Genomic DNA, 23,396 nt, shown 5'->3' on the forward strand with positions numbered 1-23,396 from the left:
CTTAACCATTGCTCACAGCGCTCGGTAGACGATAGCTTGGACGTACCGCAACTAAATGCACTGTACTGGTGGTCCGCTCTAAAAAGCCTCCTTCGCAATAGCTTAAATAAAACTTCCACATGCGGATAAAGTCGTCGCCATAGCCAAGGGCTTGCACTTGCTCGATGGCACGATCGAAGTTGTTATGCCAGTCCCTCAGCGTCTTGGCGTAATCGAGTCCCATATCATCAATCGACCACACCTGCATATCGGTGCGCTTGGCCAAGTGCCCAACCATTTGGTGCACCGAAGGCAAGCAACCGCCCGGGAAAATATATCGCTGAATAAAATCAACACCTTTGCGATAACTATCGTAACGTTGGTCGGCGATGGTGATAGCCTGCAACAACATGCGGCCATTGGGTTTAAGTAAGGATTCGAGCTTTTTAAAGAATCCGGGCAGGTACTCATGGCCAACGGCTTCTATCATCTCGATAGACACTAATCTATCGTAAGTGCCGCCGAGATTACGGTAATCCTCAGTCAATAGGGTAATGTGATCGCTTAAGCCTTCCCGTTCGACTCGCGCTTTCGCGTAGGCATATTGCGCATCTGAAATCGTTGTGGTCGTCACGTGCACACCATAATGTTTGGCAGCATAAATGGCTAAGGCGCCCCACCCCGTACCGATTTCGAGTAAGGTCTGCCCAGGTTGTAAGTCGAGCCGCTCACAAATGGTTTTCAGTTTATGCAGTTGCGCCTGTTCAAGACTCGCGGCGCTATCGGGATAGAGGGCGCTGGAGTACAACATTTCGCGATCTAAAAACTGCTCATACAAGGCATTGCCTAAGTCGTAATGGGCCAAGATATTACGTTTAGAACCCTGCTGAGAGTTTCGATTCAGCAAATGTTTCATACGGTTAACCGACCCCGTCAACCAACCGAATTTCGCCTCAATTTTATCGAGCAAGGGCAGATTGCGCGCAAACAGTTGCACAACCTTAGTGAGATCTGGGCTAGTCCAATGACCTTGGATATAGCTTTCACCGGCGCCAATAGAGCCAGAAAACATCGCTTGGCGATAGAAGCTCGGATGCTTTACCACCAGCGTGGCATGTAAATCACTGTGATGCTCACCAAAGCGATAGCTCTTGTCGCCCTCCACTATCGTTAAACAGCCATGGGGGAGATTTTCTAATGCTTTGAGCAATAGCTTACGGGCAAGGCTATCTGGCAATGTTGCCGAAATAACAGAAGATTGCGATGCAGTATTTTCCATCTTATTTCTCCACTTGAGCAGGATGTGGCACAAAAGGTACGCGCTTAAAGAACAGCTTTAATGCCTGCCAATAAATCCCGCCGAAAATTTTCAACGTCATAAACGGAAAGCGAAACAACAAGGCGCGAAGGGATTGCGTATTGATCGACTGACGAGTCATCGACAGGCTAGCATTGAACAATCGCTTACCCGACTGATTCGGTAGATTCTCAATACCGATATTTAAACGTTCAGCAGGTGGTTCAACATGCCACTTATAGCGCATATCGAGATTCATAAAAGGCGAAACATGGAACACTTTATCCGTTGCTGCTGGCGCGGATAAATCCACTAAATAACAGTGGCGCTGATCCCACGGTGTGTTACTCACTTCAGCGAGCATATATAAATGCTTTTGATTTTGATAACAAAAATAGAAGTTTACTGGGCTAAAATACACGCCAAAGTGGCGAATCTGCCCAACAAATAACACTCTGTCACAAGGCTGGTGACCGCCCAACTCAGCAACTTGCTCAAGCACCCTCTGCTTAAGGGCAAAGCTGCTGGGCTCATTTATCTCAAGTTGGCGACTCTGGTTGTCCCTTGTCGTAAAAGTGCGGAGGTAATCCTTAGGATTAAATCTGAGTAGCGCGCGCTGCTGGCTGGCAAAACACTTCCCCATAGCACTGATGCTATCGACCTCATCTAAGTCAATCGCAAGCAACGCCATTTGATAGCTAAAGTGGTGTTTTACTGGCGTATAGCGAGTATGGTTTACCTTGCCATAATAAATGCCGCTATTGAGCTCATTCATAAATCAATCCCAAAGTGAGCACATACGTCTAAGGCACTGCGGACGCCGTCCTCATGGAAGCCATTGTGCCAATAGGCGCCCGCAAAATGCGTATGGTTTTGACCCGATATCTCTTCCCGACGTGCCTGCGCCTGCAAACTCAGCTCATTAAACACAGGGTGCGCATAATTAAAACGACGCAAGATTTTGGATTCGTCAATCAGTTCAGTCTGGTTGAGCGTTACGCAAAAGGTTGGTGCGTCGCTAGGCAGGCGCTGCAGAATATTCATATTGTAAGTCACCGAGGCGGGACGTTTTTGATTGCCATCCAAACGATAATTCCAGCTGGCCCACGCCGCCTTTCGCTTAGGTAAAAGACGGGTATCGGTATGCAAAACCACCTCATTATCTTGATACTGCAAATCACCCAGAATCGCTTTTTCGGCCGAGGTGGCATCGGTTAGCATCTTAAGCGCCTGATCGCTATGACACGCAAGGATCACCTCATCGAATACCTGCCACTCGCCATTTACATAGAGTTTGACGCCATCTGCATAGCGTTCGATGGCTCTCACCGGGCTGTTTAAATGGAGGTTGTCTTTAAAAGGAGCAATCAAATCAGGAATATAACTCCGAGAGCCGCCCTTGAGCACATACCATTGCGGTCTATTGCTGACGTTTAATAAGCCATGGTGCTCAAAGAAACGGATAAAGAAGCGCAGCGAAAAGGCGCGCATATCCTCGATGCTCGATGACCAAATAGCCGCCCCCATGGGCAAAATATAATGTTCTGCAAAAAATCGAGAAAACTGCTCGCGGTCGAGGAATTCCCCTAAGTTACCAGCGGGATAATTATCCTGTTGATAAATCGCCTTACAGCTTTTATTGAAACGCACAATTTCGTTTAAAAAAGCCCAAAAGCGTGGATTTAGGAGGTTACGCTTCTGGGCAAACAAACTGGCAAAATTATGGCCATTATACTCAAGCCCCGTCAGGGCGTTGTGCACGCTAAAACTCATTTCAGTCGGTAAAATACTAACGTTTAAACGGGCTAACAGCCGCTCGAAACGGGGATAAGTCCGATCGTTAAACACGATAAAGCCAGTATCTATCGCATAGTGTTTTCCATGATGCTCTACATCCACGGTCGCGGTATGGCCACCTATATAGTCATTGGCCTCAAACACAGTAACCTTGTGAGCTTGGCTGAGTAGGTAACCACAGGTTAGGCCTGAAATACCTGTCCCTACAATGGCAATATTTTTCATCGTCCTGCATCCTTAAGCGCCCTTGGCTGGCTATCCCGTTGGATCATTTTTTGCCATACAAAGGCAGGTAAAAATGACATTAATTTCAATAAATAAGTAAATCGTTTAGGGAAATGGATCTCGGTTTCACGGCGCAAAAGTCCGCGACGAATTGCCGTTGACGCCGATTGAGTATCGACTTGCATCGGCATGGCAAAATCATTCTTAGCCGTCAAAGGCGTCGCCACAAATCCTGGGCAAATCACACTCACAGATATCCCGTGTTGAGCAAGATCGAGCCTCAGACTGGCGGCTAAGTACTGCACGCCCGCCTTTGAAGCCCCGTAGGCCTCCGCGCGGGGGAAGGCTAAGTAAGTCGCGCTCGAACTCATCAACGCTAAGTGCGAGCCTTTCGCCATTAGAGGCAAAAACGCACCTAGGCAGTAGCCCATGGCAATCAGGTTGGTGTGCACAACACGCTCAAACAATCTGTCGTCAAAGTGTTTAGCGTCATCGATATACTCGCAGCCACCAGCATTGAGGATCACTAAATCCAGCTGACATGCACTAGACGACAACAAATCCCCCACTTGAGTCGCAACCTGCTGAACTTGGCTGCGCTCGGTAATATCGAAATTGAAGCAAGTTGCGCCAACTAAGACAGTGTCGGCAAGGGCATCGAGCTTGGCTTTATCTCTCCCGCAGGCAATGACATGCCAACCCGCGGCGAGATAATCCTGTGCTAATTGCAGCCCAATACCTGAGCTTGCCCCAGTGATCAGCACAGTGTTGATTTTGTGGATCTGCACTGAGGTCATCACTTAGCCGCCCTGTCTTTAAGCAAGCGAATGAGTCCGCCCATACAAGGCAAATGCTCGTATAGCATTTGCCCTAAGTCGAAATAATCCCGGTGAAAGTAAATCCGCTGATGAAACTTAAGCTGGCTCATGCCATCGACACGGATGAGTTCGCCCTTGTTTAGCTTGGGATGGCGATATTGCATCTGCCAAAATAGCGAAGCTTGGAAGTCATCCTGCAATACTTCTTTGATTTCAAAGTGAATGTAGCCAATGTTTTTGTAGAGTTTGGCAAAATACTCAGTCAAGGCAGTTAAACCATTCACTTGATGCATAGGATCGATAAAACAAATATTGTCATCGTAGACCTGAGCCAACAGATGCAGATTGTCCTTGTTTAATGCTTGATAGAGCGCGATAAACTCATCAACCACACCGCTCTGTTCAATCTTCGCTTGGTTTATCATCCAGATAACTCCCTAAGGGATAAGTTGCAAGGTTAAGCATATGGGCTAAGCCTTTTTCAGCACCCCAAGTACTGCTAGCGCCCTCGCCCTTGCCGCATTGTGATCCACAATTGCACAGGGATAAGCCGAGTCAGACGGTTGCGATGGTGCATCAAATAAAGAAGGCGTTTTTTGCATATTGGGTTGGTGCAAGCGTTTAACACCCCAAGATGCTAGCTCTGGTAAGTACTTACGGATAAAGCGGCCATCTGGATCAAACTTTTCGCTTTGGCTGATTGGATTAAAAATGCGGAAATAGGGCTGAGCATCGCAGCCACAGCCCGCCGACCATTGCCAGCCACCGTTATTGGCCGCCAGATCGCCGTCGATAAGATGCTGGCGGAAATAGCGTTCACCCCAACGCCAGTCGATAAGCAAGTGTTTAGTTAAAAAGCTCGCCACCACCATGCGCAGTCGATTGTGCATCCAGCCGGTTTGATTGAGCTGGCGCATCGCCGCATCCACAATCGGGTAACCTGTTTTGCCCTCGCACCATGCTAAAAACTCAGCTTGGTTGTTACGCCACTGCACATGGTCAGCCTGACGATTAAAATTGTGCCCCTTGGATAAATCCGGAAAAGCCACTAATAAATGGCGATAAAACTCCCGCCAGATAAGCTCATTCAACCAGGTTCGCCCAGGGCTAGTGTCATCGACAATAACCTCGGGAAAACGCCCAAGCAGCGCTGCGATACATTGCCTTGGGCTCAGCACGCCCAGCGCCAAATAAGGGGAGATAACACTAGTGCCGTCGAGAGCGGGAAAATCCCTATCCTGCTTATATTCTTGGGCCTTTTGCTCAATAAATGTGGTCAGAATACGTTTTGCCTGCCCCTCTCCCGCCGCCCATTGTTCGCTCGAGGTTAGCTTGCTTGTTGATTGAAAACGTTCTTTAAAACTGATTGGCTTGGGTTCAGGTAACATAGGGCCAAGCGGCGCAGGCACCCCAAGCGGCAAAATGGCGCGCTTGGCGGCAACTTCTCGCCACTTGCGGCTAAAGGGCGTGAATACCTTATACATATCACCGCTTAAGTTAAGCACTGTGCCCGGCGGCAATAGGCAATGCTCGTCGCTAAGCACTAAGGGGATACCGGCATCGAGACAGGCTTGGTCGCGCTTTTGCTCGTTTATTTCGGGTTCTCGCCCCGCAAACACCCGCTCAACCCCCAGCTTTTCACAGTAACTCGCTAAAAAGGCAGGAACCTCTTTAAAGCTATCGAGTTGAATAAGCTCAAATTCAATCCCTAGGCTTGCGAGTCCTTGGGCGAGCAAATTCACATGCCGCTGGATAAAATCAATCTGGATCGGCGCCATATCATGGCTGAGCCATTGGCTCGGAGTCGCAATATAAATCGCCCTAAGTTTTGCACTAGGCGCTTGCCGCACCCAATCACAGGCAGCCGTCAGCGCTTGGTTATCCGTTAGGCGCAGGTCTTGGCGAAACCACATTAACGCATGCTTTGTCGCTGGAGTTTGATTATCGCTCATCGGCTTGCCCTCCTTGCTGCGCTTCGGCCGCGTTTTTCTGCTTGCGCTGCTGTTTCCTATGTTGCTCTTTTGCCGCAGATACTTGGTTAACCCATTCAGCCAAGTCTGGCGCCATAAACGCCGATAAGGCTGTTAAGGTTGGAGCAAAGGGACCAATGAGATAACAGGTCTCTTGCATTTGCTCGAGCACGCTTTGCAGCTCGAAGATTTTCGATGGTGGATGATTCGCCTCGGGCAGTAGCAAGAGTGCATCTACCTTGAGTCGATTATTGATAAGTCCAAGGCTTGTGATGTCGAGCACGCCAAGATTAATGACTGACACTCTTAACTCGGCAAGCTCCAAGCGTAAAACCAGGCTATACAAGCGATTAGTGATACTCGAATTCATTATATTAGAATGAGTCATGTTCGACTGACCGCTCTGCTGCTCGGCCGTTTTAGGCCCTAGGACAGATGGCAAACACACGACACCGATTTGCGCCAAACTGGCCTGCCCGGCAAAACTGGCGCGACCTCCGATGCGACTGGCTAACTCGCTTTCTAACCATGCAAGCAACAGCTCGGCATCTAAACGAGGCTCAAGCAACGCAGGTAACTGTGCCATCCAAGCCTGCAGCAATTTTTGCTTAACCAATTGAAAGGGATATAAACCTAGGGCTTCATCAAAGATTTGGTGCAGCTTTTGTTGGTCTAGCTCAAACAGTGCGCCATTTAACCCAGTGATCTGCTCATGCCACAAATCCCCTTCTTGCAGTGCAGTGCTGTCGACCTCGGTCGCAAGCGCCGAACTCATCAGTAAGGGTTTGACCTTACTGATGGCGACCCCCTTGGCTAACCATGCATTGATCTCATGAATTTGTTGAATATTTTCAGGCGTGTATAACCTATGCCCCTTAGGCGTACGCGCAGGGATCACCAGCCCAAAGCGGCGCTGCCAGGCTCTTAGCGTTACCGCATTAACCCCTGTGAGTAACGACACTTCCCCTATAGGGAGCAGCTCGCGACTCTCGAGATGTTCGGCCTCAACCTTTGGATCATGTTGTTTCATGTCTATCACTTAACTCGTTTTTTTCTTAATAGGTTATCTAATCGTTCAAACACACCATTCCGACAGCGGCCTATGATTAATAGGCATAGCGCAGCTTTAATTCCTCAGGGTGAGGATTTAAGTACACTTGGTCCTCAATATAAGGGGTGGGGAATTGGCGCAAGTAGTGGTTAATCAAGGTGATAGGCACCAGCAAAGGGAGGAGTCCTTGACGATATTTCATTATCATTTCAGACAGTTCTGACTTTTGCTCCTTATTCAAATGCTTTTTAAAATAGCCCTGAATATGCTGTAAGGTGCTGGTATGGTTTCGACGAGTCGCATTGATTTTTAAGGCTGTCATAAAGCCAGCAAAATAGCGCTCGGCGGTTTGCTCTAAATCTTCAATATTAGCCACTATCGGCCCAAGCTCGCGGTACCATTTAGGGCTATGGGCCATCAACAGATACTTATAGCGGGAGTGAAACTTCACTAGCTTATGCTTAGTTATGCCTTCATGACACATCTTGTGCCAGTCGTGATAGGCATAGACTCGGGTAAAAAAGTTTTCCCGCAGCACCATATCGTGCAGACGGCCTTCTTCCTCAACCGGTAGATAGGGGTAACGCTCCATTAACTTACGGGCAAATACTCCAATGCCCGTTTTTGAGCCATTATTAGTGCCAATTTTGTACTCAGTCACCCGCTCCATACCGCAGGTGGGCGATTTAGCGCAGAGCAAGTAACCGCCTAAAAAGCCTAATTCTTCAACCTTTTGCTCGCTAAAGCGATTGAGTTTGTCGGTGACATCTAAAGTACCATCACCACTCTGTACGCGTATTATTTCACCATCACGCACCAATCGAATGCTTTTACGGGGGGCACCTAGGCCAATCGCCATTTCAGGACACAAGGGAACATAATCAAAAAAGGGGGCAATCTCTTGATTACAATAGGAGGAATTTTTATGCCCACCGTCAAAGCGCACCTTCTCCCCTAATAGGCAGGCACTGATCCCGATTTGAATTCGCTGCGGATTAAACTTGTACATAATGCTATTCCTTGTATCAATTTGAATAGTATTACGGACTATTCTTGTACAAGGATCAAGTTTTTGTACAAATTTCTTATAAAAATTTTCCGACGCTAAAAATCCAACTAAAGGCGCAAGAGTTTGGCCCTGATATTGCTTAGTTTATTAGCACGATTGGCGCAGCATCGGAAAGTCAACATCGACGAGGGAGAATAAGGAAATGTCAGTCATCAATCCCAATAGCTATGCGGCCATTGCATTAAGCCAGCTAAAATCGGTTCAGACTCAACAAGCCCAAGGCGTACCAAGCACTGTGGCCAGTTCGAGCGCTCAAATGGCAGTCCCGCAAGATACAGTCACTCTATCGGGCGGCGTAAATCGAGGCGCTGAAACGAGTAATACCTATAGCCAACTCGCGCCCAATGCCAAGCAAAATTACACCACCAATGTACAAACTATTGCCGGTACAGAAGAAAGCGCAAAACCCGAAGACAGATTAGCGGAAGCCATGCAGGCTATCCTCGATAAACGCACCGGAGTTGACCGGGAAAAACTGAAGCAGTTAGATGCAGAAATGGCGAAAATTGCCGCCAATGACAACTTATCAGAGGAAGAAAAGGCCAAGCAGATTGCGCTACTTGAAGCCCAAAAAGCCGAACTAATTAAAGAAGCCACTGAGAAGAATGAAGAGCGGCAACGTAATAATCAAGCTGAAGTCTATTTTAGCTAATGCTTAACATCCAAATCGTGAACTATTGATAAACAAAAACCCCCCCATTTCTGGGGCGGTCCAGTATCCAATGCAGGAATTTTTATCACGCTTTGCATCTGTAAGCTATGCCGATAAGCAGGCTATGGTTACCGCTTCTTACCGCCTAGGGCACGTTTTTTAGCTCGCTGTTTTTGCGCTGCTTTACTATTGCGTCTTGGTTCAGGTGCCATTTTATTAAAATCAGGCTCAAAACCGGGATACCATTGCTGCGGCAGGCGTTTATCAAGCAATGCTTCGACCTCTTCGAGTAGCAGTGCATCCTCTTGGCTAAAAAGCGTAATCGCCAAACCAGCGCTCCCCGCCCGTCCAGTGCGACCAATACGGTGGATATAATCTTCGGCAATAAAGGGCAACTCAAAGTTAATCACATACTGTAAGTCGGCAATATCAAGCCCACGAGCGGCGACATCGGTCGCCACTAAAACCTGCACCAGTCCTTGTTTAAAATCCTTTAAAACCTTTTCCCTTGCACCTTGGGATAAGTCACCGTGGAATGCCTGCGTCGCCACCCCGAGTTGATTAAGCTGAGTGGTGAGCTTATCGACCCCCTGCTTAGTACGGCTGAAGATCAGCACTTGTTGCCAATTTTTGCTTCGTACTAAATGGCTGACAAACTCGGTTTTACGGTCACTGTCGATGGCATAAACCCGCTGCTCCACCTGTGCGGCCGTGGTATTGCGTTTCGCCACCTCGATAAGCTTAGGCTCACGCAAAAGGTTTTTACTGAAACCGAAAATCGAATCATCTAAGGTAGCCGAGAACAGCAGTGTCTGTCGCTGCGCCGGCACTTGCTTGAGTACGGCTTTGATTTCATCCAGAAATCCCATATCGAGCATCCGGTCAGCTTCGTCAAATACCAGCACACTCAAACGTTTAAGATTAAGCGCACCTTGACGCAGATGATCGAGCAAGCGGCCAGGCGTCGCGATAAGCACATCGATGCCAGCCTTAAATTCGGCTTGCTGGGCCTCAATACTCACGCCGCCGTAAGCAATCCCGATACGAATGTCCGTGCCTTTAGCATATTTCACAAAACTCTGCTGCACTTGCACCGCTAACTCACGAGTGGGCACCAGCACTAAGGCTCGAATATTTTTGGGTGCATCGAGGTTTTGGTTATCAAGGAGCAATTGCTGCAAAATGGGGAGAGCAAAGGCTGCGGTTTTTCCCGTTCCCGTTTGTGCGCCTGCCATCACATCCTGTTTTGCCAAAATAGCGGGAATGGCTTCAATTTGGATGGGCGTGGGTTGCTGATAGCCAAGTTCGGCTAAGGTATTCACTAACTGAGAATCTAAGGAAAGCGCGCTAAAAGACATGAAAGATCACCAAAAACAATAATGGCGCCATGTTAACAGACCGCCGCTATAGCGACCAGTTGCATTGTATCTGCCAGTTCACGGCGTTAATCGTGCCCAATCACGCTTAGATTTTCGCTAGACACGCTTAGGTTTTCGCTAAAAACGCCTCAACATCCGCGGGTAATAGCGGACGGCTAAAGAGATAGCCCTGCGCCTGATCGCACAGGTTTTGGGTTAAAAACTCGGCCTGCTCTTGGGTCTCAACCCCTTCTGCCACTATCTCTAACTTGAGTGCGTGCCCCAGAGCAATGACGGCTTTGGCGATAGCGGTATTGTTGGTGTCGAAGGGAATATCCCGCACAAAGGATTGGTCAATTTTAAGCTTATGAATAGGTAATTTTTTAAGGTAATTTAAGGATGAATAACCAGTTCCAAAATCATCGACCGAGAGCTCAATACCCAGATCCCCCAATAGTTTTAGATCACGAATTGCCGTATCGGGATTGTGCATCATCACGCTTTCCGTCACTTCGAGCTCAAGACAGGTGGCAGGTAAGCCCGTTTCAGCCAAGATACGCTTAACATCCTCCACAAAGGAGCTACGCTGTAACTGTTGTCCGGCAACGTTAACGGCGATTCGGCCAAAGGGTTTTCCCTCGGCGAGCCAACGCACACCTTGAAGACAAGCGGTTTCGAGTACCCATAAACCTATGTCGTAAATCAGCCCTATTTTCTCGGCGACCGGAATAAACACCCCGGGTGAAATTTGCCCTAATACGGGGTCGTTCCAACGTAGTAGCGCTTCAACTCCGATTGTTTTGCGGCTGACTAAATCCAATTTAGGCTGATACATCAGATACAAAGCATTCTGCTCAAGCGCGCCATAGAGAGCACTTTGCAGCTTTAAATGTTCAATCGACTCTTTAGTCAGTGATTCGGTGTAGAAGGCATAGTTATTTCGTCCTTCACTTTTGGCACGATACATAGCGGCATCGGCATTGCGCAGCAGAGTATCGGCATTAGCCCCATCGCTAGGATAAATAGAGACGCCCATGCTGGCAGTCAAACGCAGATGATCGCCCGTGCTTACCACAAAAGGCTGCTCAAACACTTGGCGTAATTGTTCGATGACTAAGTTAGCGTCTTCTAACTGTTGAATACCGGAAACCAAGGCCACAAATTCATCGCCACCGATGCGAGACAACACATCTTGCTCCCGTAGCTGGCTACGCAAACGTTTAGCCAGTTCCACCAGCATCTCATCGCCAATACTGTGGCCGAAACTGTCGTTGATATGTTTAAACAAATCCACATCGATAAACACTGTTGCCAGTTGGGCATTGAGCCTTTTCGCATGTTTGATTTCTTGCTTAAGCTGCATCATCAACTTCATGCGATTTGGTAGATGGGTTAGCGGATCAAAATAGGCCAAATGGGCCAGTTTAGCTTCGCTCTGCTTTTGAGCTGATATATCGGCAAATACCGCCACAAAATATCGAATCTCACCGACTTCATCAAAGATGGTACTGATTGTAATATTTTGTGGAAAAATAGTCCCATCCTTGCGGCGGTTCCAAATTTCACCATTCCACTTGCCCGTTTCGAGTAAGTTATTCCACATGGTTTCGAAAAAGACTTTTTCGTGTCGACCCGAGTTAAATAATCGTGGATTTTGACCGAGTAACTCTTCCCGCGAGTAACCAGTGATCTCATAGAAGGCGCCATTCACATCGGTGATATTGCCGTGTCTATCGGTGACGACAACGCCCTCGAGGGAATGTTTAAACACATTGGTTGCTAGCGTTAGCTGCTCTTCAACCTCTTTGTGTTTGGAAATATTGCGGGTCATACCAATCACTCCCGCCAGTGTTCCTTCAGGCGTTAATGCAGGTACTTTAAGGGTTTCTAACCATAGGTGCTTATTTTGGCTTTGACCATCCAAACATTCGGCAACAATAATGGGGGCTCCCGCATCAATAGCCCGCTTGTCCCCATGCAGGAAAATCTCTGCGATATCTTTACCAAAGAGTTCTTCATCCGTCTTGCCAACAATTTCACGGCTGGGCAACTCCCATGCTTTTTCAACACTTTGGTTGCAGATGGTGTAAACACCTTCAGCATTTTTTACCCAAATATGCTCTTCAAAACTATCGATAAAGGTTTGTAAACTAATCACATCCATCGACTTTGACTCGCCGCGCAAAACCATTTGAGCTTGTTGCTTTAATTTGAGTAACTCACTCAAATTGAGTTGCACACTATTCACGGTCAGCGATGCCAACTGCAATGCTCTTTGGTCTAAATGCAAAGCTGTCTTATGGAATAGGCACAAGACCCCAAAGTGCGCTCCAGAACTCCAAATAATAGGTAAATAAATCAAGCTACCAAGCGCAGTATCACGCCACTTGGGAGATGATTTTACATCCTGAATCAATGCTTGTTGGTAGGCATTGATATGGCGAATATCCACCGGAAGATTGACTTGATAGTGACTGAAGGTTTCTGACTGATGGAAGAAATTATCTGAAGTTGCTGATGATGAAGAAGTTTTAACTTTAGGGATGGCATTTTGTTGGAGATTAAGGTGTGTTTTGAGATTAAAATGCCGCAGAAGCGCTTCGATATCCGATGGTGAACAGTGTTCAGATCGCACAAGTAGGCTGTATTCCCCCACTTCACTGGCTTTTAAAATCACCGCATTTGCTTGAGTTAAGTCGGCAACCAATTGCAAATCGTTTGCCCAATCTAATAACTGCTTTTGTGAAATTGCGACATCAATCATAAGCTTGCTAACTGTAGCCTCTACAATTCCATTTTGACCGAGGGAAAAAATCCCCTCATGAAAAACACACCCAAAACGAGATGATTGATATTACCGCAGGCACTTAACCATCGTCATTCACTAATACAAAAATATTCGACTTATTAACAGATTACTTTGTTTCAGATAATGTATCTGAAACGCTTTTCTGACTCACTCCAATCATAGTCGATCAATCTTAAGCTCATCTTTTATACAAGCAAGCTACACAATCAGAAAACGTAAGCATCTTACCCTAAGACTCAAGCATAAATCCCCAAAATGAATTAAATCTCATCATCAAACATCCTCGCCCCTAACAAGCGGAATTTAATTCCAATTCCCGTTTTCATTGACAATCACAGTATCTTATTGTCTACAATGGAAATAATCAGGATGAAAAACAAGGATCTCTATGCCTACCGTGCCCACAGCCGCCATCCCGTTAACGAGTCAACAGCTTTATCGGAAATCCGACCTTAAACAGCTTAGTCCCGAGTGCCAGTCTACTGCCCAGCTTACGCCGCTCGATGATATTGTTGGTCAGGAACGTGCCCAACAGGCGGTGGAATTCGCCATGGGGATTAAGGAAAAAGGCTATAACATTTATGCCATTGGCCAAAACGGCTTAGGTAAACGCACTATGATGCTGCGTTACCTGAATCGCCATGAGCCTATCGAGCCTGCACTGTTTGACTGGTGCTATGTGGTTAACTTTGACGATACCCGCAGCCCTAAAGTGCTCAAACTCACCGCAGGAACGGGGCTAGAGTTTAAGAAATCCATCGAAAAACTCATGCTCAAACTCGTTAAAGCACTGCCCTTAGCCTTTGATAACGAAATGTATTATGCCCGAGCAGAAAAGCTCAAAAACCAGCTGACACAAAAACAAGAAGCCGCGTTAACTGAGCTAAGTGAAGAAGCCAAACAGAAAAACATTAGTCTCAGTTTAACTCTGCAGGGCGACTATCAAATGGTTGCCCTCAATGGCGAAGAGCCCCATGACGAAATCTCCTTTGGCGCATTGACCGAGGCGGAGCGAGCTCAGTTTGAAAGTAATATCAATGGACTCGAAGTAAAACTTCGCGGCATCATTCGACAAAATACCGAATGGGAAGAAGAGTTTAGTGATACCCAGCAGGAACACGACGAACAAGTCGCTAAAGATGTATTAGTGCACTTTTTCAAACCCTTGAAGGACAAATACAAACATCAGCCCGAAGTCAGAGCCTTCTTAACGGGTATGCAGGCGGATATCTTAAGCAATTTAGATATTTTCCTTGAGGAGAGTGAGGAACAACTCGCCCTCGCCTACGCCTCCCTTGAGAAAAAAATGCCGCGCCGCTATCAGGTCAACGTCATCGTATGCCAAGGCGAGCAAACATTCCCCATCGTGGTGGAAGAAAGCCCAAGCTATCACAGCCTGTTTGGTTATGTCGAAAATGCCACCTTTAGGGGCACAGTGTTTACCGACTTCTCACTCATCCGTGCCGGAAGTTTACATAAGGCAAACGGTGGCGTGCTGTTGATGGATGCCATCAAAGTACTGGAGCGCCCCTATGTCTGGGACGGTTTGAAACGTGCACTGCGTTCGCGCAAGTTAGATTTAAGCTCATTAGAGCGTGAAGTATCACTGTCTGGCACTATCTCTCTGGCGCCGGAACCTATTCCCCTAGATGTAAAGATCATTTTGTTTGGCGATCACGAAACCTATCAGTTATTACAACTCTATGATCCTGATTTCAGTGAGTTATTCAGAGTCACCGCCGACTTTGAAGATGTGATGGACAGAACCGATGTATCTGAGGCCCAATATGCACGATTTATTTCCAGCATAGTCCATGATAACAATATGTTGCACTGTGATCGCAGCGCTATCGCACGGATCATCGAGTACAGTTCCCGTGAGGCGCAGGACCAACAAAAGCTCTCACTTCATTCAGCCAATATTGCCAATCTGCTGCGGGAATCTAACTTCTGCGCCAAGGCAGCTGCAAGTCTGCGTATTGAAAAGCAGCATGTAGAGCAGGCCTTGAAAAACCAAGAGCAGCGGGTCTCCCGCTTGCGCGATAATATTATGGAAAGCTTTATCAACGGCACCACATTGATCAACACCCACGATAAAGTTGTAGGCCAAATCAATGCCTTATCCGTTATTTCCACTTCAGACCACCAATTTGGTATTCCAAATCGCATCACGGCAATCACAGCTTTTGGTAAGGGCGAAGTATTGGATATTGAGCACAGGGTTAAACTGGGAGGCCGAATCCATTCTAAAGGGGTATTAATCCTCACCGCCTATTTGGCTTCGGTATTAGGGAAAACCGCACAAATTCCTCTCACCACTTATCTCACCTTCGAGCAATCCTACAGCGGCGTCGATGGTGATAGTGCTTCAATGGCAGAATGCTGTGCCATTATCTCTGCCATCAGTGAATTGCCGCTAAGGCAAGATATTGCGATCACGGGTTCAATGAATCAGTTTGGCGAGGCGCAGCCCATCGGCGGCGTGAATGAGAAAATTGAAGGCTTTTTCGATGTGTGTAAGATTAAGGGCCGCTCATCGAGCCAAGGGGTAATTATTCCCGAGTCGAATATCGCTAACCTTATGTTACGCCAAGATATTGTAGAAGCAGTTGAGCACGGTGAATTCCATATTTGGGCGATTAGTCATGTCACCCAGGCCATGACCTTGCTACTGGGCAAAGCAGCAGCGACCTTGCAGACGCATAATAGCAAGACTACGGATAACTATGACCCAGAATGCGTTTTTGGCATTGCCCAACAAAAACTCAATGCTTTGAGAGCATTAGCAAAAACCAATTGATTCTTAAACACTAAATATGCAAAAAGGGTTAGCTTAGCTAACCCTTTATCTCATAACAATCTTGAAAGCCTTAGATTAATGTTGCCAACATTTCATCGCTATAGGCCACGACTTCCTGACCTTGACGCACTCTTGTTACATAATCTGGGTTGGCAATAAAGGGGCGACCAATGGCAATTAAATCAAACTTATTGGCAGCAATCGCTTCACTTGCAGATTGCGCGCTGTAACCACCTACACCCACTAAGGTTTTGCCATAGTGAGCGCGAACATAACTAGAAACACGGCCATCTAAGTAATCGAACTCCATACTGTCGTCGAAGATACCGATATGCACAAAGGCCAGTTCACGTTTTTCAAGCTCAGGCAATAAATAGTCAAATACAGCACGGTCACGATTATCTACTGCAATATTGAAATAGGCGCCGGGAGAAATACGCAGACCCGTTCTGTCTTTACCAATACTCGCCGCAACGGCATCAACAACTTCTAAGGCAAAGCGTGACATATTGGCAGGCGTGCTTCCGTATTCATCGGTACGACGGTTACTATCATGGTGTAAGAATTCATCAATCAAATAACCATTTGCACCGTGGATCTCCACACCATCGAATCCAGCTTCAATCGCGTTTTCAGCCGCTTTCGCGTAATCACGTACTAAGCCCTGAATATCTTCAAGAGTTGCCGCTTTCGGGGTAACGTAGGTTAGCTCGCGCATTCTGGGCACACTGCCCTCCACTTTTTGCGCTGAAGGTGCCAGAACATCACCACCGCCAAAGAAATGTGGATGCGCCACGCGGCCTGTATGCCATAACTGCACAAAAATCTTGCCACCATTGGCATGTACAGCATCAGTCACTTTACGCCAACCTGCGATCTGCGCTTGATTAAAAATGCCAGGGGTATTTGGGTAACCCTGAGCATCAGGGCGAATGATTGTCGCTTCAGAGATAATCAATCCCGCTTCAGCACGGCGAGCATAATAAGCCACCATATCATCGGTAGGCACTAAATCCGCATCGGCCATACAACGGGTTAATGGCGCCATTAAGATGCGGTTTTTTAAAGTAATAGTGTCATTAAGCTTGTAGGTATCAAATAGATTAGATACCGAGTTTACAGTATTTTCAATTGACATTGGCTTAGCCTCATTCTTGAATGTGCATTCAAGATATTCTTATTTGAACGATCATTCAAGAACTTTTTTGAATGTTTGTTCAAAATTAGGTAGAATCATCTGCAAGTATCGATGAGAGGTTAGATAGTCATGCGAAATGCAGAGTTTGATAGGGCACAAGTGCTCAGGGGCGCCATGTCCGCCTTTATGCATAAAGGATATACCAAAACCAGCATGCAGGATCTCACCCAAGCAACGGGATTGCACCCCGGTTCCATCTATTGCGCCTTCAGTAATAAGCGCGGCTTACTCATCGCCGCCATCGAGCAATATCAGCAGGACAGAAACGAGCAATTTAAACTTATCTTCTCCGATAGCCGGCCAGTATTAGGTAATTTAAAGACTTACTTAGACAATATCGTGGTTGAATGTGTCAGCTGTGATAGCCAGCAAGCCTGTTTGCTCACCAAGGCATTAAATGAGATTGCTGCGCAGGATGATGAAATTCAAGGGATTATCAGCCAAAATCTCAAGCTTTGGCAAAATGCGCTAACGGCACAATTTGAATTAGCGACCACCCAAGGATTATTGCAAGGCGATCTTAATAGTGAACAACGGGCACAATACTTAATGATGGGCATTTATGGTTTAAGAACATTTGCTCACACCCATCCGCAAGCGGAAATTCTGCAACAGTTAGCCGATAAACTGTTTACAGATGTCTGTAGATAACCGCCAAATTTAAAACAATATTTCTTGGCTTATTAATGCGTTACCCTAAAAGTAAAAGGACGATAAATCAACTTTATCGTCCTTTCATTTTATGCTTTGCTAGGGCAATTTTTCGTTTTTGTTAACCTATATTAGCCTGTGCAAACACCCGCTCACCAAGTGAGTTTAATATCTTACATTCGCCTTCTAGTACAGCGATAATGGATTTTCCTTTACGAAAACTCGCAGGGATCATCACACGGCCAGAGTCGCTGACGGGTAAATCTTCTAACACCGCATTGTGCATAATTAACCCGACGGGCGCGTCATAGTACAAAACGGTAACAGTCGCTTGTGTTGCTTGCATAACTTTTAACTCACATTAAGCAGAAACTACTGCTATCGATTAAAGTGGCAAGAGTCTCCCTTCATCTCTTATTACAACAAAACTCTAAGATACTTTTTACCATTTAAAATCAATCAACTATAAATCCAAAGCGACGTTAACGTTCAACAAAGATAAAACACATTTGCGCGATGAATATTCACCTATTTAAGCACTTCGGCAAATAGATGCCAATCTATTTCTAGTTTGTTAATCAAATCCGCGTAATCGATCACATCTAAACAACATTGATTGATGAGTATTTATTCACAAAATAGAATAAAAGCACTAAACATAATCACTTAGCAAAGTTTTAGATAAGTTACTGCGCTTTAAACCCTACTCTAAATCCGCCCCAATGCTTACCATTTACATAAATAGGTACTGATAAGTCATGCATAATTTCCCCCGTGTCCCTTTTATAGGTTTGCAGCAACACAGGTTCGGTATGAGTACCACAACGGCTCCCCGTGGGGTCATTAAACAATCGCTTGGTTCGGTTATTGACCATATCGATTTCCACCTTACCCGTTAATGCTTGGCTAAAGCGTTTATTGTGAGTAGGGAAATAGCCTTTTTTATCTACCGCACCAGCGTAAATAATTTCACTATGTTTCGCGAGGATAGGTTCTTGAATGGCAGGAAAATGTTGGTCAGTGAAGCGGTCAAAAGCAGTCGTATATTTTTGCGGCTGAGTATTCGCGATTGGCTGATATTTAGGATTAAATAATTCAGCTTCGGTAAAACTGCCATTGGCGAGTCCCTGCGAAAGTTTTTCACCACAGGCTTTAGCCGCTTCATTCGCGAGTAATAACACTTGTTGGTCAAATGTTTGAGTATCCCAGTAAGATAAGGCTTTAAAGATACCTTCAGTTGTTAATGATAAGGTAAACGCCTGCTCAGAAACTTTGTGACTTTGCTTTCCCGTTATGCTTAGTGAATCGCGGATCTGCGATACCGATGTACTAATTTCGTTGGTAGTACTGTTGTACTGTTTTAGGGAATCTTCCATATCTCCAAGGGCATGTGCAGAGTGAGTTACTGAGGTCGAAATATCGGTAAAGTGGCCATCTAACTCACCCATTGCAGCAACGACATCGGCCGTTTGGGCAACAACCCGCTCCATTAGCGCAGACGTTTTATCCGTTTCACCACGGATCTCCAATAACATTTTGCCGATATCCTGAGTCGCTCCCGCGGTTTTTCCTGCAAGGCTTCGCACTTCGTCGGCGACAACGGCAAAGCCACGGCCTTGCTCTCCCGCCCGTGCTGCTTCAATCGCAGCATTTAGCGCCAACAAGTTAGTTTGTTCGGCTACAGAGTTAATAACTTCAGTAATTTTTTGAATTTGTTCAGCTTTAGACTTTAAGGCCTGAACTTGTAATGCTGCAGTGTTGATATCCGAACTCAAAGACTCAATTGCAGCAACCCCCTTCTGCGCTTGAGTTCTTCCCTGCACGCTCAAACGCTCCGCCTCTTGGGTTTGCGCTAAAATACTGGTGGCGTTATCCCCAAGATGCGCCGTGGTATGACTCAATTGTGAAGCAGCAACCGCAATTGCACTGGCATGCTCACCATTTGATTCAATAGATTTATTCAACAAATCAATAAAATGTGACACTTCTGCCGAGCCAATAGCAATTTTACTCGTTTGTACACTGATCAAATGCTCAGGAGACGTTAAGTTTTTAAACTGAGTCTGATTTTGGTTATGTTCTTGAGCTTTAGCATTCAAAAAATGCGATACAACCCACAGGACCCAACCGCAAACTATGACGCCTAAAATTAAGGCTTGCACAAAACCAGATAAGGTTGCAGCGCTAAGCAAAAGGCTGCTAAACACAGTTAACACAAAACTGAGGGCTATAACGACTTTATGTTTTAATTCCATATTCTTTCTCACAGAGAAAACGCACAAGGCAAGCCAGAGAAGCGAGATTCACGTGCTATCCATAGCTATTTGTTCGCCGCGGCAAGTTAAATAGATAAGTAAAGAGCGGATAGTGAATCTATCTATCTGACTAAATTGAACTATTCACCCACTCATAATAGTAGACCTATAGTCTATATTCCGTGCTCTATCGAGCATATGGCATTAGACCTTAGTATAGATTTACTGTGGCAGGTTGGCGTGTAGAGATTAAATTTTGTTCGTTCAGGCAAGCTCAGAAAAAGGAACATGGGGTGTAGTTATCATCTAATTCTAATGGTAATACATAGGCTAACAGCGACTAGCGGCAGCGTCTGACTAGCGTATCCGCTACATTAGCGTCCATTTATATATTACTGCGACAGATCACAAACTGTGCATTGCATAAACGCCGACTAAATCGCAGAAAATATCCCTTAAGCCTCAACAGGTCCGATAAACTGCTGTCAAATTACCTCGAAATCTCCCTATTATTTTTTGAAGATAAAATGTGTTATTCATCGCTTTATTAACAATAATTCCGAGCCGAGTGACTGCACAACAGGACTGAAAACTGCTAATATCGGCGCAATTTTTTTGAGCTAACGAGATCAAGATGGGCAGAGCATATCAAAACCGTAAAGAATCCATGGCGAAAACAGCTGGCCAGAAAACCCGCCTTTACTCGCGCTACGGTAAAGAAATTTACGTAGTCGCCAAACAAGGTGGCGTTGAGCCAGACGGCAACTTATCACTTCGCCGTTTAATCGAACGCGCTAAGAAAGACCAAGTGCCAGCACACGTTATCGAACGTGCAATCGAGAAAGCCAAAGGTGGTGGCGGTGAAGATTATGATACTGCACGCTATGAAGGTTTCGGCCCAGGTAACTGCATGGTTATCGTGGACTGCTTAACTGACAACGTAAAACGTACCTTCACCGAAGTGCGTCAAGCCTTTGTGAAGAACGATGCCAAACTCGGCACCCCAGGCACTGTAGGCCATATGTTTGACCAATCTGCCGTTTTCGTATTCCCAGGTGAAGACGAAGATGCCATCCTCGAGATCCTAATGATGGCCGATGTCGACGTGAACGACGTTGAAGTGGAAAACGGCATGATCAGCGTTATCGCGCCGCACACTGAATTCTTCAAAGTCAAAACCGCACTGACTGATGCGATGCCTGACATCAACTTCGAAGTGGAAAACATCACCTTCGTACCGCAAAATATGACGCCAGTATCTGGCGAAGATGTGGCCACATTCGATAAGTTTATCGCCGCATTAGAAGATTGTGACGACGTACAAAACGTGTATCACAACGCAGATATTCAAGAATAAGTTGATTCTGATATCAAAAAACGCAGCCTAAGGGCTGCGTTTTTGTTTGCGAGCATTAATGAAATTCAATATCCGCGCTTTTGGCTAAACGCACAAAGGCGCCTTGGAGCGTGGCATTATGGTGGGCAATAATCGCCTCTGCCGAGAGCTGCGCCGTATCCATACAAGTGTGCGCATCGGCGGCTAACACCACCTGCCAGCCAAGTTCCGCCGCAATTCGGCAAGTAGTATCAATACAATACTGGGTTTTCATCCCCACTATCACCAGCTCACTTATCCCCTCATGGGTTAACGCCTCTGCCAATCCAGTTTGATAAAAACAACTTGGCTTGGTTTTATCAAAGATATTATCCAGCTGCGGATTAATCGCTAAGGATTCAATCAATTGCCAATTTGCCGTTCCCGCAGCAATCGGGGAAGCTTCAGGCCCAGTATGGCGAACCGCCCAAATGGGTGCCCCAACCTCACGGGCGTTGGCAATTAACAGATTGATATTATTAAGCACCTGTTCCCGATTAAAGGGCGGCGCATCGGCGTAAAATAGTCCCTGCTGCATATCAATAATTAACAGTGCAGTTTTAGGCAAGCTCATGTTATCCATCACATTCTCCAGCGTTATTGCCCAAAAGACGGAAAAAACAACCCCGCCACTTTGGGCGGGGTTGAGTAATCGATTTTTAGGCACAAATCGCTACGCACGCACCGCCGAAGCAGTAGTGGTCGTAGTGTGGGTTAAGTAAACGGCAAATTTGTGCATAAGGCCAAAATATGCCAGCCGCTTAAGAAGTTCAAGCCAAGTTTGATGACAATTTAATGAAATAAATCAAACTACTGATGAGCTAACTGATGTTGAAAATGAGTCACCTTTGCCATAGTGGTTTAGTGACTTATTACATTCTTGCCGTAGAATGGATGGCAGCATGAATAATAGGAATCTAATCAGTGCGGGGAAATCGATTCATCAGAGCAGAAACAATGCTGATTGGCGCAGGCAGCCTCACTTGGGCGCTTGTCACTTGGCTAGGGTTCAATCAGGATATGCAATCAAAGCTCCCCACACTCGCGACCTTTAGCCATCTCGCCCTGTATACCTTATTTATTCTGCTCTTCTTGTTATTAACAACGCAGGATTTCCCCCGAAAAAACCTCAATCTGAGCAAGCTGTTAAGCGGTGCACTCGTCGGCAGCGTCTTCGGATTGATGCTGTTGAGTCAACATCCATTGCTGCCCATTCTACTGGTGATCTGGGCTTCGCTCTTACCTGAGTTTTTTAGCCGCCGCGCCGCAATAGCACAGATCCTGTTAGCTAATCTTGGTTATTACCTGCTCCTCCACACCCAAACCTCAAGCAGTGTGATGATTAATGTGCTTATTTACATGGGGTTTCAACTGTTTGCCTACAGCAGTAGCCAAGCGAGATTGTCGGAGCGCGAGTCTCGCCGAATACAGGAACAGCTTAATCAACAACTTATCGCCACGAGAGCCTTGCTGAGCCAAACCAGCGAGCAGCAAGAAAGATTGAGGATCTCACGGGATTTGCACGATATTCTCGGCCACCAGCTCACGGCATTATCACTGCAACTTGAGCTCTTAAGTCATCAGGCGCCTGCGGAGCTCAAAACCACAGTCAATCAGAGTAAATCGCTTGCCAAGGAATTATTAGAGAGTATCCGCGCCGTGGTTCGGGCGCAGCGGGTGAATATTGGTCTCGATTTAACGCCGCCGCTTAATGCCATTGCAAGCCGTTTGCCCAATGTTAGCCTGCGGTATGAATCATTAATGCCGCTCCAGTCGACTGAACTGGCTCAGGCCTTATTGCTGGTGTTGCAGGAAGGGATCAGTAACGCCGTGCGCCATGGCAAGGCCAATCAACTCACGCTGTCGATGCAAGAGGAGCAATCAGAGCTTATCATTCGCCTTAAAGATAATGGCCAAGGGATAAGCCAAAGCGCCTCACAAGGCGTTGGCCTAAACAGTATGCAGGAAAGATTATCGCCTTTTCACGGCAGCGCGCGTTTGCAACCCAATGACACAGGTGAAGATGGTTCGCACGCCCAAGGCTGCTCGCTAATGATTCGTCTGCCGCGCGGCAACGCAGCGTAAAATGGCA

General features: G+C 46.4%; 19 protein-coding genes. 5 read left to right on the plus strand and 14 right to left on the minus strand.

Annotated features, from left to right (window positions below; translation table 11 throughout):
* Position 1 precedes the first annotated feature (1 nt).
* The 8 genes from SHD_RS07425 to SHD_RS07460 all read right to left on the minus strand — a co-directional run bounded on the left by SHD_RS07425 (position 2) and on the right by SHD_RS07460 (position 8,146).
* Positions 2-1,258 carry an SAM-dependent methyltransferase gene (locus SHD_RS07425; protein ID WP_023266537.1) on the minus strand — a complete coding sequence of 419 codons (1,257 nt, stop codon included), beginning with the start codon at positions 1,256-1,258 and terminating at the stop codon, positions 2-4.
* A gap of 1 nt (position 1,259) precedes the next feature.
* Entirely contained in the window at positions 1,260-2,051 is a 792-nt protein-coding gene (locus SHD_RS07430; protein ID WP_023266538.1) for a DUF1365 domain-containing protein, read from the minus strand.
* Positions 2,048-3,298 carry an NAD(P)/FAD-dependent oxidoreductase gene (locus tag SHD_RS07435; protein ID WP_023266539.1) on the minus strand — a complete coding sequence of 417 codons (1,251 nt, stop codon included), beginning with the start codon at positions 3,296-3,298 and terminating at the stop codon, positions 2,048-2,050. The genes SHD_RS07430 and SHD_RS07435 overlap by 4 nt, the downstream gene beginning before the upstream one ends.
* Positions 3,295-4,095, minus strand: coding sequence for an SDR family NAD(P)-dependent oxidoreductase (locus SHD_RS07440; RefSeq protein WP_023266540.1), 801 nt, complete (start codon positions 4,093-4,095; stop codon positions 3,295-3,297). Before SHD_RS07440 ends, SHD_RS07435 begins: the two co-directional genes overlap by 4 nt.
* Positions 4,095-4,541, minus strand: coding sequence for a nuclear transport factor 2 family protein (locus tag SHD_RS07445; RefSeq protein WP_023266541.1), 447 nt, complete (start codon positions 4,539-4,541; stop codon positions 4,095-4,097). The genes SHD_RS07440 and SHD_RS07445 overlap by 1 nt, the downstream gene beginning before the upstream one ends.
* Positions 4,542-4,586: 45 nt before the next feature.
* Positions 4,587-6,068: a deoxyribodipyrimidine photo-lyase gene (gene phrB / locus SHD_RS07450; protein ID WP_023266542.1), complete on the minus strand. Its 1,482-nt coding sequence runs from the start codon at positions 6,066-6,068 to the stop codon at positions 4,587-4,589.
* Entirely contained in the window at positions 6,058-7,116 is a 1,059-nt protein-coding gene (locus SHD_RS07455) for a MerR family transcriptional regulator (RefSeq protein ID WP_023266543.1), read from the minus strand. Before SHD_RS07455 ends, phrB begins: the two co-directional genes overlap by 11 nt.
* A 76-nt stretch (positions 7,117-7,192) precedes the next feature.
* Positions 7,193-8,146 carry a YbgA family protein gene (locus tag SHD_RS07460; protein WP_023266544.1) on the minus strand — a complete coding sequence of 318 codons (954 nt, stop codon included), beginning with the start codon at positions 8,144-8,146 and terminating at the stop codon, positions 7,193-7,195.
* Between the two features lie 202 nt (positions 8,147-8,348).
* Between SHD_RS07460 and SHD_RS07465 the strand changes: the two genes are divergently transcribed.
* Positions 8,349-8,858 (plus strand): hypothetical protein, encoded by a 510-nt coding sequence (locus SHD_RS07465; RefSeq protein ID WP_023266545.1) that lies wholly within the window; start codon positions 8,349-8,351, stop codon positions 8,856-8,858.
* Positions 8,859-8,986: 128 nt separating this feature from the next.
* Here SHD_RS07465 and SHD_RS07470 read toward each other — a convergent pair whose 3' ends face one another.
* Positions 8,987-10,216: a DEAD/DEAH box helicase gene (locus SHD_RS07470; RefSeq protein ID WP_023266546.1), complete on the minus strand. Its 1,230-nt coding sequence runs from the start codon at positions 10,214-10,216 to the stop codon at positions 8,987-8,989.
* Positions 10,217-10,343: 127 nt separating this feature from the next.
* Positions 10,344-12,980, minus strand: coding sequence for a bifunctional diguanylate cyclase/phosphodiesterase (locus SHD_RS07475; protein ID WP_023266547.1), 2,637 nt, complete (start codon positions 12,978-12,980; stop codon positions 10,344-10,346).
* A gap of 433 nt (positions 12,981-13,413) precedes the next feature.
* On the opposite strand from SHD_RS07475, the gene SHD_RS07480 reads away from it, so the two are divergent.
* Positions 13,414-15,825, plus strand: coding sequence for a Lon protease family protein (locus tag SHD_RS07480; RefSeq protein ID WP_023266548.1), 2,412 nt, complete (start codon positions 13,414-13,416; stop codon positions 15,823-15,825).
* Positions 15,826-15,895: 70 nt separating this feature from the next.
* On the opposite strand, the gene SHD_RS07485 is transcribed toward SHD_RS07480, so the two are convergent.
* Positions 15,896-16,963, minus strand: a complete 1,068-nt coding sequence (locus SHD_RS07485; protein ID WP_023266549.1) for an alkene reductase — start codon at positions 16,961-16,963, stop codon at positions 15,896-15,898.
* Between the two features lie 129 nt (positions 16,964-17,092).
* Between SHD_RS07485 and SHD_RS07490 the strand changes: the two genes are divergently transcribed.
* Positions 17,093-17,674 carry a TetR/AcrR family transcriptional regulator gene (locus SHD_RS07490; protein WP_023266550.1) on the plus strand — a complete coding sequence of 194 codons (582 nt, stop codon included), beginning with the start codon at positions 17,093-17,095 and terminating at the stop codon, positions 17,672-17,674.
* Positions 17,675-17,795: 121 nt separating this feature from the next.
* Here the strand turns inward: SHD_RS07490 and SHD_RS07495 are convergent, their stop codons facing one another.
* Both SHD_RS07495 and SHD_RS07500 read right to left on the minus strand, forming a co-directional pair.
* Positions 17,796-18,020, minus strand: coding sequence for a TIGR02922 family protein (locus SHD_RS07495; protein ID WP_023266551.1), 225 nt, complete (start codon positions 18,018-18,020; stop codon positions 17,796-17,798).
* A 340-nt stretch (positions 18,021-18,360) separates the two neighbouring features.
* Positions 18,361-19,929, minus strand: a complete 1,569-nt coding sequence (locus SHD_RS07500) for a methyl-accepting chemotaxis protein (RefSeq protein ID WP_023266552.1) — start codon at positions 19,927-19,929, stop codon at positions 18,361-18,363.
* 634 nt (positions 19,930-20,563) lie between these two features.
* Here SHD_RS07500 and SHD_RS07505 point away from each other — a divergent pair.
* Entirely contained in the window at positions 20,564-21,286 is a 723-nt protein-coding gene (locus SHD_RS07505; protein ID WP_023266553.1) for a YebC/PmpR family DNA-binding transcriptional regulator, read from the plus strand.
* A 55-nt stretch (positions 21,287-21,341) separates the two neighbouring features.
* Here the strand turns inward: SHD_RS07505 and SHD_RS07510 are convergent, their stop codons facing one another.
* Positions 21,342-21,887, minus strand: a complete 546-nt coding sequence (locus tag SHD_RS07510) for a cysteine hydrolase family protein (RefSeq protein ID WP_039977803.1) — start codon at positions 21,885-21,887, stop codon at positions 21,342-21,344.
* Positions 21,888-22,261: 374 nt separating this feature from the next.
* On the opposite strand from SHD_RS07510, the gene SHD_RS07515 reads away from it, so the two are divergent.
* Positions 22,262-23,389: a sensor histidine kinase gene (locus tag SHD_RS07515; RefSeq protein ID WP_023266555.1), complete on the plus strand. Its 1,128-nt coding sequence runs from the start codon at positions 22,262-22,264 to the stop codon at positions 23,387-23,389.
* Positions 23,390-23,396 lie beyond the last annotated feature (7 nt).

The sequence above is a fragment of the Shewanella decolorationis S12 genome, from assembly GCF_000485795.1.
Taxonomy (GTDB): domain Bacteria; phylum Pseudomonadota; class Gammaproteobacteria; order Enterobacterales; family Shewanellaceae; genus Shewanella; species Shewanella decolorationis.

Bases quoted from the DNA above. Each gene is read 5' to 3' on its own strand.
- SHD_RS07465 (WP_023266545.1), top strand. From the start codon at position 8,349: ATGTCAGTCATCAATCCCAATAGCTATGCGGCCATTGCATTAAGCCAG.
- SHD_RS07500 (WP_023266552.1), bottom strand. From the start codon at position 19,929: ATGGAATTAAAACATAAAGTCGTTATAGCCCTCAGTTTTGTGTTAACT.
- SHD_RS07480 (WP_023266548.1), top strand. From the start codon at position 13,414: ATGCCTACCGTGCCCACAGCCGCCATCCCGTTAACGAGTCAACAGCTT.
- SHD_RS07485 (WP_023266549.1), bottom strand. From the start codon at position 16,963: ATGTCAATTGAAAATACTGTAAACTCGGTATCTAATCTATTTGATACC.
- SHD_RS07425 (WP_023266537.1), bottom strand. From the start codon at position 1,258: ATGGAAAATACTGCATCGCAATCTTCTGTTATTTCGGCAACATTGCCA.
- SHD_RS07455 (WP_023266543.1), bottom strand. From the start codon at position 7,116: ATGAAACAACATGATCCAAAGGTTGAGGCCGAACATCTCGAGAGTCGC.
- SHD_RS07460 (WP_023266544.1), bottom strand. From the start codon at position 8,146: ATGTACAAGTTTAATCCGCAGCGAATTCAAATCGGGATCAGTGCCTGC.
- SHD_RS07505 (WP_023266553.1), top strand. From the start codon at position 20,564: ATGGGCAGAGCATATCAAAACCGTAAAGAATCCATGGCGAAAACAGCT.
- SHD_RS07470 (WP_023266546.1), bottom strand. From the start codon at position 10,216: ATGTCTTTTAGCGCGCTTTCCTTAGATTCTCAGTTAGTGAATACCTTA.
- SHD_RS07435 (WP_023266539.1), bottom strand. From the start codon at position 3,298: ATGAAAAATATTGCCATTGTAGGGACAGGTATTTCAGGCCTAACCTGT.
- SHD_RS07430 (WP_023266538.1), bottom strand. From the start codon at position 2,051: ATGAATGAGCTCAATAGCGGCATTTATTATGGCAAGGTAAACCATACT.
- SHD_RS07515 (WP_023266555.1), top strand. From the start codon at position 22,262: ATGCTGATTGGCGCAGGCAGCCTCACTTGGGCGCTTGTCACTTGGCTA.
- SHD_RS07490 (WP_023266550.1), top strand. From the start codon at position 17,093: ATGCGAAATGCAGAGTTTGATAGGGCACAAGTGCTCAGGGGCGCCATG.
- SHD_RS07440 (WP_023266540.1), bottom strand. From the start codon at position 4,095: ATGACCTCAGTGCAGATCCACAAAATCAACACTGTGCTGATCACTGGG.
- SHD_RS07475 (WP_023266547.1), bottom strand. From the start codon at position 12,980: ATGATTGATGTCGCAATTTCACAAAAGCAGTTATTAGATTGGGCAAAC.
- SHD_RS07510 (WP_039977803.1), bottom strand. From the start codon at position 21,887: ATGGATAACATGAGCTTGCCTAAAACTGCACTGTTAATTATTGATATG.
- SHD_RS07445 (WP_023266541.1), bottom strand. From the start codon at position 4,541: ATGATAAACCAAGCGAAGATTGAACAGAGCGGTGTGGTTGATGAGTTT.
- phrB (WP_023266542.1), bottom strand. From the start codon at position 6,068: ATGAGCGATAATCAAACTCCAGCGACAAAGCATGCGTTAATGTGGTTT.
- SHD_RS07495 (WP_023266551.1), bottom strand. From the start codon at position 18,020: ATGCAAGCAACACAAGCGACTGTTACCGTTTTGTACTATGACGCGCCC.